Raw genomic sequence first — 10,577 nt, forward strand, 5'->3', positions numbered from 1 at the left:
CTGCAATAACCGCGGTCGTTCTTTCCATTATTGGCACGATCCTTGCCGTCGTAGTTTCTGCGTTGGGAACGGCAAGGCCCGGTAAGCTGCAGGTATGACACGCAACACCACGCCGGACGAAGGTGAGAAGAAGGGGGCATCGGCAAGCCCTGCCGTCGCTGCGCCCAATAGTGGGGAGCTCGTGCACACGTCGGTGCCCTGGGCGTATGGCTCGGCGGGGGAGAGCGCGTGGCATTTGTCGCGCCGGGCGTGGGGGTTAGTTGTGCGCCGGGTGCGCTATGAGTTCTTCATGAACGCGATGATGGACCGCGCGGCGACGCTCACGTTCTTTACGGTGCTCACGGCGCTGCCCATGGTGTTGGGCGTGTACTCCATTGCGACGCTGGTGCTCGCGCGCAATGAGGAACAGGTGCAGAAACTCACGGCTGATTTCATCGGGACGTACCTGCCGCCGGAATGGGCGGATGCCGCACAGCGGATCGTGGATGCGGTGGTGGGCTCGACGCAACAGTCGACGCTCATGCTGGTGTTATCGGTGGTCCTTGCACTGTCTTCATCCTCGGCGTATGTGCGGGCGTTCGCGCGCAGTGCCAATGCGATGTATGGGCGAGTGGAAGGCCGCGGGCTCGTGCGCACGTGGACAGTGATGTGGCTTCTTACCATCGCAATGGTGCTGGGAGCCGTGGTGATCTTTGTGGCGCTCATGCTGCAGCGCGACATCGTAGTGGGGCTGTTGCGGCCTTTTGGTGGGGTCGCGGGTGTTTCTTCGGTGCGTTCTTTCCTCGTCGATTCCTTCCTGCCGGTGTGGCAATGGCTGCGCTGGCCGGTCGTGGCGGTGATGAGCGTGACACTGTTGGCGTTGTTGTATCGCTTCGCGCCGAATGTGCGGACGCGGAAATTCCAGTGGCTCACGGTGGGCTCAACTATCGCGTTACTGGGCGCTGTCGTGGCGTGGGGACTGGTGCGGGTCTATCTCACGGTGGTGGGTGCGCGCAGCGCGTACGGCGCGCTGGGTACGGTCATCATCGCGCTGTTTGTGTTGTGGATCATGAACACACTGTTTATCCTCGGCGTGAAGATCGACGCGGAGATTACGCGCGCGATGGAGTTGGAGCGGGGGCTCGAGTCGGAGCGCGTTATCCAGGCGCCGCCGCGCGCGACGGGCTCGGCGGTGGCGCAGTCCGCCGCTGTGAGAGAACTGGAGGGGTTGGGCAAGGAGATCCGACTTGAAGATTGAGCATGAATGAGAGCGTGGCATATCGGTACACCCGGATGGCATGCGGAAACGACAACTGCCCCGTCACTTTCTCTCGGGCCCCGATTCCGCAGGCCCCGCCGACAAGGCGCATGAGGTCTGCCCTTATAGCAACGCCACCCGCGGCAACATTGACGTCAAGGTTTCTGTCGTCGAGGATTAATCGGCGCGGTGCTGGAGCACCGTTTCTTAACCACAAAAGCGCTGAACCAGCGCATCGTATGCCTTCACCGTGAGATCTAGGTCTTCCAGGTGGAGGCATTCGTCATGGGAATGTAGCTCGTTGTTGGCGCTCGCTAAGTCCCGTGCGCGAGCATGCAGGGCGAAACCATAGCCCACACCACCCATGCGGCGGGCGAATCGCAGATCTGAGCCGCCCGAGGCGTAGATGGGCACAACTGATGCCTCTGGGAAGAACTCGCCAAATGTCGCAGCCATCGCATCCCAGAGCGGACCCTCTGCAGGCGATGCCGAGGGGGTCTCATTGTTGAGATGCTCGATCCTTATCTCATCAGCCATGTCACCCAGCGCCGCAATGAGGGCGGCGTCGACAGAATCCGCGGTATCCGTCGGATGCGCCCGGATGTCGAGGTTGAGATAAGCCTTCGAAGGGATGACATTGATGGCGCTACCGCCATGAATCCCCGTGAAAGCGATGTTGGTGTGACTAAACGAGTGTGCGAACGCCGCTAGCTCACCGAAAGTCTCATAAGTAGCGTCCCCTGCGGATCCGTCGACAAGCGCGGCGGTGGTATCCGGATCGAAGTGGAACGCCTCCACGAACCAAGACCACACGTGGTCATAGGCGGGCGGCATCGCCAACGCGCCCACGCGCCGGGCGGCCTCCGCCAGTGTGAGGATGGATGAAGACTTTCCATAGGGAAGGGAGCCGTGCCCCGTATCCCCCGTGGCATGGAGGCGACGCTGGAAGATGCCCTTCTCGCCGACGTTGATAACCAGAGCATCGCTGCCATCACGCACCGGCAGATGCGAGCCGCCAGTCTCGGAGAGGCAGTTCTTCCAGGAAAATGCGTCGGGGCGGTTCTCAGAAATCCAGCGCGCGCCCAACCTCCCGCCGGATTCTTCGTCGGCGAGCCCCACGAAGGTCACTGTTCCCTGTGGCGGGTTGCCTGCCTGTGCGCGCCGGGCTGTTTCGCGCGTGGCTGCGGCTTGCGACGCCGTGATGAAGAGCATGTCGTATACTCCGCGGCCGTACAAAACGCCGTCTACCACCTCGGCGCCGAAGGGATCGTGAGTCCATTTGTCTTCGTCAACGGGGACTACGTCAAGGTGGCCGAGCATCGTCAGTGGTTCCGCTGTGGGGTTGCTGCCGGGCACTGTAAACGCGATCGACACGCGGCCGGGTTCTGGCTCGAAGCGCTCCACCTGGGCTCCCGAGCCCTCGAAGAACTCCTCCAACAGGTCCGCGTTGCGGTACTCGTGGCCACTTCCCGGGGTGCCGTCGTTGATGCAACGATTGCGAATTAACCCCTGCAAGAGTTCAAGAGTGTCGTTGAATAAACCCATTCTGAGGAAGTCGCCTTTCTGGTTTTGCCGTTGAGTGTCCCACGTTCCAAGGTTTCTATATCTCAACCGATAAATAAAAACTTGAGATGTGCATCACCGTTGCATGTAATGTAAGTTACATTGTCTAGAAAGTATTGCGGGGATAACCCCTCGGCAAATGGGCAAGATGACCAAAAATAAAAGACCAATCCCCTTAAAGCACGAGGAGAACCACCATGGCCATCACAAAAGAGACCACGAGTGACCCGCAGGGGAGCGCAGGTCCTGCAAGGATGCGAAAACTCAGCCAGCCAGTAACGGTTGGCTCGATAAGTTTCTCAACGGCGTTGAATACGTAGGCAACAAGCTGCCAGAGCCGTTCACCATCTTCCTGATCCTGTTCCTCATCACCGGCGTTGCTTCTTCCATCATGGCGTGGATGGGCATCAAGGTGCAGGTACCTGGATCTGATGAAATCCAGCCCGTCAAAGGCTTATTCACCGGCGAAGGCATGTCGTGGTTTACCACCACGATGGGCGAGAATTACATCAACTTCCCGCCGCTGGTTACGGTGCTGCCCATCATGCTGGCAGTCGGTGTGGCCGAGCGCTCCGGAATGCTCTCCGCCCTCATTCGCAAGCTCTTCGGCTCTGCGAAGCCATGGCTTTTGCCTTACGCAGTCGGCGTCATTGGCGTGACCGCATCGGTCATGGCTGACGCTGCCTTCGTTATCGTTCCGCCACTGGCGGCGATGGTGTTCAAGGCAGCCGGCCGTCACCCTGTCGCAGGCCTCATCGGTGGCTTCGCTGCCGTTGGCGCCGGCTACTCCACCGCGCTGGTCCCGACCTCCCTGGATGCGCTGTTCGCAGGTATTACCACCGCGGTTATGGAGACCCTCCCGGGCATGGAGTTCACTGACGTGAACGCAATGTCCAACTACTTCTTCAATGTGGCATCTTCCATTGTTCTCGGTGTCTTGGCTGGTTTCATCACTGATCGCGTCATCGAGCCGCGCATGTGGAAGCAGGAAGTGCCTACTGAAGAGGACATCGATCCGGAAGAGGCCGCGCACCGTGGCGACCGCGACGAGAACGGCGAGGAGCTCTCCGCAGAGCTTTCCCCGACTGAAAGCAAAGGCCTGGTGTGGTCTGCAGTTGCCACCGTCATCGTTACCGCGGCACTGTTGTTCGCCATTCTTCTGCCAGAATCCCCGTGGCGTAACGAGACCGGCGGCTTCCTGCCGAAGTCGCCGCTGATGAGCTCCATCGTCTTCATCGTCTTCCTGTACTTCCTTGTGCTCGGTGTGGTCTATGGCAAGGTCGTGGGCACCGTCAATGGCATCAAGGACGTCGTCGACATGATGATTGGCTCGCTGAAAGACATGATGAGCTTCCTCATCTTGGCCTTCATCTTGGGCCAGTTCGTGGCGCTGTTTGCGTGGACCGGCATCGGTACTTTTACTGCGGTCAAGGGCGCGGCGTTCCTGGAATCCATCGGTCTCACCGGCTTCGGCGCGGTCCTCGCGTTCATCGTCCTGGCCTCGTGCCTGAACCTGCTCATCATCTCCGGTTCTTCGATGTGGACCCTGATGGCGGCAGTGTTCGTTCCGATGTTCGCACTGCTGGGCTATGAGCCGGCCTTCATTCAGGGCGCCTTCCGCGTGGGTGACTCTGCAACTCAGATCATCACTCCGCTGAACCCGTACATGATTGTGATGCTGGGATTCCTGCAGCGCTACGAGCCGAAGGCAGGCCTGGGCACCCTGATGTCGCGCCTGATGCCATACGTGGTTCCGTTCTTCACCGCGTGGGCAATTCTGCTGGCCATCTGGTTCTACGCAGACCTGCCGCTGGGTCCGGGCAACAACATTTTCATCGAGGGATAACGTGTGCGATAGCGACAATCACGCAAGAAACAATCCATCAACGGCATATCTGGAGGCCACGGAGCAGCTCATTGCGCAGCGCGTGGCGGCCGTCCAAACGGCCAACGCGGGAGCGCAAGCATCCTTGGCGGAGGCTTATGCGGGGCAGGACGTGCTGTGGAAGGCGGCGTCGGAAAGTGCTGACGCCCACCGCGAGCTTGCCGCCCACATCGTGCAGGATTTGCATGCTCACCCAGAGACGGCCTTCGAGGAACACCGCTCGATGGGCATGCTTGCCGGCGTCGTGGAGCAACGCGGTTTCCCCGTCCGGTGCGGTGTTTACGGGGCGGAAACCGCTTTCGAGGCGGAGTGGAGGAGCCCGAACTTCGATGCGTCATCTCATCCCACCGTGGCAATCATGGCTGAGTATGACGCGCTGCCCGGTATCGGGCACGGCTGTGGTCACAACGTCATCGCTGCCGCGGGCGTGGGCGGATTCCTATCCGCGGTCGAGGCGCTGCGTAAGAACGGCGGCGTCGAGGGGCGCCTGCTGCTGCAGGGTACCCCGGCCGAGGAGGGGCATTCGGGCAAGGAGTACATGATCCGTGGCGGCAGCCTTGACTCTGTGGATGCAGCGATGATGATCCACGGCTTTGGCTATGACATTGGCTCGCACGCGTGGGTCGGGCGCCGCAGCGTCAACGTGAGCTTCCGCGGCGTGGCGGCGCACGCGAGTTCGCAACCTTTCATGGGACGCAACGCCCTCGACGCAGCATCCTTGGCCTACCAGGGCATTGGCCTGATGCGTCAGCAGATGCCTCCGAGCGATCGCGTCCACGCCATCATGGGCGGGGGAGCGCGACCTTCGGTGATTCCGCGTGAAGCCTCGATGCACATCTATGTGCGTTCCTTGGGCAACCAGACCCTCATGGATTTGTCCCAACGCGTTAACGAAATCGTTGAGGGGGCTGCGCTAATGGCCGGCGTCCAGGTCGATGTCGAATGGGACGAGCACCCGATGACGCTGCCGGTACGCAACAACGAGGCGCTGGTGGAGCGGTGGACGCGCACGCAAACGCTGCGCGGAAGGACGGCGCTTCCCGCGGGAACCGTGCCGGAGACCCTTGCCGCGTCCACGGACTTCGGTAACGTCTCGCACCTTGTGCCGGGCATTCACCCGATGGTCAAGGTCTCTCCGTCCGACGTTGCCTTGCATACCGAGGACTTCGCTCGTTGGGCCGCAACGGATACGGCTGTCGACGCCGCAGTGGACTCGGCAGCAGGCTTGGCCCAAGTAGCGATCGACTACTTGGCGGACATGAAAATGCGCGCGGCAGCGAACGCGGAGTTTGCTGAACAGGGCGCTGTTTCGGTGGCGGATCTCTTGGCTAAGTCGGCCACGGACTAGGTGCCGGGTAGGTGAGAAGTAGGTTTTCTTGCACTGTGCAAGGGTGGGGGTAACCACCTCTTTGTGCAGTGCAACCTACAATTTATTGCATTTGTAGGCGTGCCTAGCAAAAAGTTGGTTGAAAGGTAAGGCTTACATCGGTTAGGTTAGGCGAGTATTCGAAAATCTCTCGAAAAGGACATCATGACCGCCAAGATTCGTCGTTCTCTCGTCGCGTCCGTCGCAGCTCTGTCGATGGCTCTGACCGCTTGCTCTTCTGCAGAAGAGTCCACCTCCGGTTCTTCTGACACCTCCGCAGCTTCCTCCTCCGAGACCACGGAGATTACTCTCGAGGACAACTTTGGTGAGAAGAAGATTGCTACCCCGGTTACCGCCCCGGCCGTTACGGATAACCGCGCTTTCGAGATTCTTGCTAACTGGGATGTCAAGATCGCCGCCGCACCGCTGAAGCTGGTTCCTTCCACCGTGCGCGATGTCTACAACAAGGACACCGTTGCAGCTGACCTCGGTTCCCACCGCGAGCCGGACCTCGAGGCACTCGTTGCCGCTGAGCCAGACGTGATCTGGAACGGCCAGCGCTTCGAGCAGTACCAGGAAGACATTGAGAAGCTGGTCGAGGACGTTCCGGTCGTTGACTTTGAGCCGCGCGATGACAAGGACTTCTTTGAAGAACTCAAGCGCCACACCAAGGCGCTGGGCCAGACCTTCGGACACGAAGAGGACGCAGCCAAGCTCATCAAGGACTTCGACGCAGCCGCAAAGCGCGCCAAGGAAGCTTATGATCCTTCCAAGAAGGTCATGGCAGTGAACACCTCCGGTGGCGAGATCGGCTACATCGCGCCGAAGATCGGCCGCACCTACGGCCCGGTTTTCGACCTCATCGGTATGACCCCGGCTCTGGAGGTTCCGGAAGGAACCGATGACCACGAGGGCGACGACATCTCCGTCGAGGCAATCGCTGAGTCCAACCCGGACTGGATCCTCGTCATGGACCGCGACGCAGCCATCAGCAAGGAAGGCAAAGAGCACGTTCCAGGCGACAAACTCGTTAACGAGAATGCTGCGCTGAAGAACGTGACCGCAGTCAAGGAAGGCAACGTCTACGTTGCCCCGGCTGATACCTACGTCAACGAGAGCATCATTACCTACACTGAGATTCTCAACGCTCTGGCCGATGCCTTTGAGAAACAGTCCTAACCTGCACCAATAGAACCGAAACCGGAACGCCGAAAGGCTTTCCGGTTTTTGGTGTGAAAGAGATAGATTTTGACTTCAGCAGAGATAACCGCGGTTCAAGAAGCACCACCCGCGCGCCGTTCCCGCGGCAAGCTTTTCACTTGGAAGCTGTTGCTCGGCGTCGTGGCTGTAGCGGCGTTGCTCCTCCTTTCGCTCATGGTGGGGGAGTATTCGATCCTTGAGCACGACGACGGCCGCGACATGTTTATGACCACGCGCATTCCGCGCACCATCGCCTTGGTGCTCGCGGGCGCGGCGATGGCGATGAGTGGATTGGTGATGCAGCTGCTCACCCAGAATCGCTTCGTTGAACCCACGACCACGGGTACCACGGAATGGGCAGGCCTCGGCCTTCTCTTTTCGATGATCGTGCTCCCGCACGCGTCGGTGCTTGGCCGCATGGTCATCTCTGTTGTGTTTTCTTTCATCGGCACGATGGTCTTCTTCGCTTTCTTGCGCCGAGTCACGTTGCGCTCCTCGCTCATCGTGCCGATCATCGGCATCATGCTGGGCGCCGTCGTCAGCGCGGTGTCCTCTTTCGTGGCACTGACCACCGACAAACTGCAGCAGCTGGGTATCTGGTTCATGGGCTCGTTCACCTCCGTGTACGAGGGCCAGTACGAGGTGCTGTGGATCGTGTTGCTGGTGCTGCTCGCGGTGTTCTTCTACGCGGACAAACTCACAGTCGCCGGCTTGGGCCAAGAAATCGCCACCAACGTGGGCCTGAATTACAACCGAATGATCCTCATCGGCACCGGGCTCATCGCTGTGGCCACTGGCGTGGTCACCGTGGTCGTGGGCTCCCTGCCTTTCTTGGGACTTATCGTTCCCAACGTGGTGAGCATGTTCCGCGGCGATGACCTGCGCTCAAACCTTCCTTGGGTATGCCTGCTCGGTATTGCCACGGTCACCTTGTGTGACCTCATCGGCCGAACCGTCATTTCGCCGTTTGAGCTGCCCGTATCCGTCATCCTGGGCGTGATTGGCGCGGCCGTCTTCGTATTCCTGATTGTGAGGTCCACCCGTGAGCGTTAAGACAGAGCAGCGCACAGGCGACGTCGCCAAGCAACGCTATGTAGGCTCCTTCCAGTCGGCCAAAGCAGCGCGCAAGTATTGGATCATCTTGGTGGCGCTCATCGTGGCGGGCGCACTCTTCGCGTTTGGCCTGCTGGCGTATGGCAATCCCATGGACTTCGGAACGCGTAAGTGGTGGCTCATCGCGCAACGCCGCGCCGACGCCGTGACCGCCATGGCTATCGTGGCTGTGTGCCAAGCCGTTGCGACCGTGGCCTTTCATACAGTCACCAACAACCGCATCCTGACCCCGTCCATCATGGGCTTTGAATCGCTCTACGTGGCGATTAATACTGCGACCGTCTTCTTCCTAGGCGCCACGGGCCTGACGGAAGCCCGCAATATAGGCACCTTCCTGTTCCAGATGGCAGTGATGATTGTGCTCTCGCTCATCCTGTACTCGTGGCTGCTGACCAACCGCAGCAACAACATGCATGCGATGCTATTGGTCGGCGTAGTCATTGGTGGCGGACTTGGATCGCTGTCCACTCTGGTGCAGCGCATGCTGACACCCAGCGAGTTCGACGTGCTGACGGCACGACTGTTTGGCTCGGTCAACAATGCTGAGACTGAGTATTATCCCATCGCAATTCCGCTGGTGATTGCGGCGACGGCGTTGCTCTTCTTTAATTCCCGCCACCTCAACGTGCTCTCGCTTGGTCGCGACGCTGCCACCAACCTCGGCGTGAATCACAAATTCAACGCGATCTTTACTCTGATCCTGGTATCAGTTCTCATGGCCACCACCACCTCGCTCGTAGGTCCCATGACCTTCCTCGGATTCTTGGTGGCAACCTTGGCCTACCAGTTCGCGGAAACCTACGACCACCGGTACTTGTTCCCCATGGCCATCGCCACTGCCTTTGCTGTGCTCACGGGTGCGTACTTCCTCATGCAGCACGTCTTCTACGCGCAGGGCGTTGTATCCATCATCATTGAGCTCGTCGGCGGCTCGGTATTCCTCATCGTCATTTTGCGAAAGGGCAGACTGTGATCACACTCAATAACGTTGCGAAGACCTATTCCCACGAGACGAACATTGGCCCAGTGTCCCTTGACATTCCGGCCGGCGGTATCACCGCGCTTGTGGGGCCCAACGGTGCCGGCAAGTCCACACTGTTGACGATGGTGGGGCGTTTGCTCGATATCGACGAAGGCACCATTGAGGTCGCTGGATTAGACATCGCCTCTACCAAGTCCCAGGACTTGGCCAAGATTTTGTCCATCCTGCGGCAGGAGAACCACTTCATCACGAAGCTGACGGTGCGTCAGCTCGTGGGGTTTGGCCGCTTCCCGTACTCGCATGGCCGCCTGACGGCTAAGGACGAGGAGATCATCTCCAAGTACATTGACTTCCTTCACCTCAGCGATTTGGAGAACCGCTACCTGGATCAGCTCTCGGGCGGCCAGCGTCAGCGCGCGTATGTGGCGATGGTCCTGTGCCAGGAGACTGATTACGTTTTGCTGGACGAGCCTCTCAACAACCTTGATATCGCGCACTCCGTGGAAATGATGAAGCACCTCAAGGAGGCCGCGCAGAACTTCGGGCGAACGATCATCATTGTTTTGCATGACATCAACTTCGCTGCCCGCTACGCCGATCACATCTGTGCGGTGAAGAATGGGGAAGTGGTGGCCTTCGGTAATCCGGAGGAGGTCATGCGCGACGAGGTGCTGACCCCAATCTTCAATACGCCCATCACGGTTATCAACGGCCCCGACGGTCTGTTGGCGTGCTATCACTAGCTGCTTGACGACGTCGCGCCTTCTGGGCGCTTCTTGATACGCCAGGTTTGTCCCCGAAATGGGGATTTACCTGGCGATTTGTGTACTTACACTAGTGCGCGCTAAATTATTCCAAGTCGCAACGAGGTGGCCGCAAGGTTAACAAGTTGAGATGAGGATGAATTCTTCTTCACGGATTTGACACAAATCAAAGAAGTGAGTAAGTTAATCCGAGTCGCTTCAAGAGTTAGGAGCTGAAGTTCCGAGCTAGCGAAGTCGCGATGATGTCTGAGAACTCAATAGTGTGCCAATGTACTTTTTACTACTTTGTGGTGATCGTGATTGTGCTGACCGGGCTAGGTGTTTGGTTGGTGTGGTGTGTGCCGGATCGGGCCTTTTGGGGCGCGATTGTAAATAATTAAGTTTATTTGTTTGGTATGCATTGAGATTGCGTGAATCATTTTTTGTGGTTTGACTGCCCCCTTTATTTTGCCCCGTCGGGTTGGGGG

The 10,577-nt window shown here is 59.0% G+C and carries 8 protein-coding genes and 1 pseudogene; 8 read left to right on the top strand and 1 reads right to left on the bottom strand.

The window, feature by feature from the left end:
• Positions 1-94 precede the first annotated feature (94 nt).
• Together HMPREF0308_RS02325 and HMPREF0308_RS13155 are read left to right on the top strand one after the other, a co-directional pair.
• Positions 95-1,237: a YihY/virulence factor BrkB family protein gene (locus HMPREF0308_RS02325; protein WP_005528265.1), complete on the top strand. Its 1,143-nt coding sequence runs from the start codon at positions 95-97 to the stop codon at positions 1,235-1,237.
• A gap of 97 nt (positions 1,238-1,334) precedes the next feature.
• Positions 1,335-1,418 (top strand): annotated as a pseudogene (locus HMPREF0308_RS13155) (organic hydroperoxide resistance protein); the annotation flags it as partial.
• Positions 1,419-1,444: 26 nt separating this feature from the next.
• On the opposite strand, the gene HMPREF0308_RS02330 reads toward HMPREF0308_RS13155, so the two are convergent.
• Positions 1,445-2,782 (bottom strand): M20/M25/M40 family metallo-hydrolase, encoded by a 1,338-nt coding sequence (locus HMPREF0308_RS02330; RefSeq protein WP_005528268.1) that lies wholly within the window; start codon positions 2,780-2,782, stop codon positions 1,445-1,447.
• A gap of 346 nt (positions 2,783-3,128) precedes the next feature.
• Between HMPREF0308_RS02330 and HMPREF0308_RS02335 the strand changes: the two genes are divergently transcribed.
• The 6 genes from HMPREF0308_RS02335 to HMPREF0308_RS02360 all read left to right on the top strand — a co-directional run bounded on the left by HMPREF0308_RS02335 (position 3,129) and on the right by HMPREF0308_RS02360 (position 10,089).
• The gene (locus HMPREF0308_RS02335; protein ID WP_034656585.1) at positions 3,129-4,646 is read left to right on the top strand and encodes an AbgT family transporter; all 1,518 of its coding nucleotides are present in this window, start codon (positions 3,129-3,131) and stop codon (positions 4,644-4,646) included.
• A 1-nt stretch (position 4,647) separates the two neighbouring features.
• Positions 4,648-6,033 (top strand): M20 family metallopeptidase, encoded by a 1,386-nt coding sequence (locus HMPREF0308_RS02340; protein ID WP_005528272.1) that lies wholly within the window; start codon positions 4,648-4,650, stop codon positions 6,031-6,033.
• A 183-nt stretch (positions 6,034-6,216) separates the two neighbouring features.
• Complete coding sequence (locus HMPREF0308_RS02345) at positions 6,217-7,230, top strand: siderophore ABC transporter substrate-binding protein (protein ID WP_005528274.1); 1,014 nt, start codon at positions 6,217-6,219, stop codon at positions 7,228-7,230.
• A gap of 69 nt (positions 7,231-7,299) precedes the next feature.
• Entirely contained in the window at positions 7,300-8,304 is a 1,005-nt protein-coding gene (locus tag HMPREF0308_RS02350) for an ABC transporter permease (RefSeq protein WP_223197962.1), read from the top strand.
• A complete protein-coding gene (locus HMPREF0308_RS02355; protein WP_005528277.1) occupies positions 8,294-9,337 on the top strand; it encodes an iron chelate uptake ABC transporter family permease subunit in 1,044 nt (347 codons plus the stop codon). The genes HMPREF0308_RS02350 and HMPREF0308_RS02355 overlap by 11 nt, the downstream gene beginning before the upstream one ends.
• The gene (locus HMPREF0308_RS02360; protein ID WP_005528278.1) at positions 9,334-10,089 is read left to right on the top strand and encodes an iron ABC transporter ATP-binding protein; all 756 of its coding nucleotides are present in this window, start codon (positions 9,334-9,336) and stop codon (positions 10,087-10,089) included. The genes HMPREF0308_RS02355 and HMPREF0308_RS02360 overlap by 4 nt, the downstream gene beginning before the upstream one ends.
• Positions 10,090-10,577: the final 488 nt, after the last annotated feature.

Origin of the sequence: Corynebacterium striatum ATCC 6940, assembly GCF_000159135.1 — a bacterium.
In the GTDB taxonomy this organism is placed as follows: Bacteria; Actinomycetota; Actinomycetes; order Mycobacteriales; family Mycobacteriaceae; genus Corynebacterium; species Corynebacterium striatum.